The organism is Gaoshiqia sediminis, from assembly GCF_025907915.1.
Taxonomy (GTDB): domain Bacteria; phylum Bacteroidota; class Bacteroidia; order Bacteroidales; family Prolixibacteraceae; genus Gaoshiqia; species Gaoshiqia sediminis.
The window spans coordinates 1-326 of the sequence record NZ_JAPAAF010000150.1; the positions used below are offsets into that span (position 1 = coordinate 1).

Annotated in this window: 1 protein-coding gene; it reads right to left on the reverse strand. The window is 51.2% G+C overall.

The window, feature by feature from the left end:
- The coding region (locus N2K84_RS20350; protein WP_282593661.1) for a glycoside hydrolase family 3 N-terminal domain-containing protein at nt 1-326 on the reverse strand (326 nt) is incomplete at both ends.

A 326-nucleotide genomic window follows, 5' to 3' on the forward strand; every position in this document is an offset into this window, starting at 1 on the left:
TGCTCATCACTGTTGATGACCGATGCCGGAATTTGCGCCCAGGGGACCAACGCATCGTCGTCGAAATCGCCCAATTCGAAACGACCAATAAGCACACGTTTCAAACTTTTATCGATATCGTCTTCCTTCATCAGGCCGCGCTCAACAGCTTCGGGCAAGGTTTTGTAAGGATAGTTTTCCCACACGCATTCCACGTCGGTACCGGCCAGAACGCCTTTGGCCGCAGCATGCACCGGTGTTGATGACACCTTGTGTGTGGTGAAAAAATCGGTAATGGCACCGCAGTCAGAAACTACAATATGCTGAAAACCCCATTCATCGCGGAG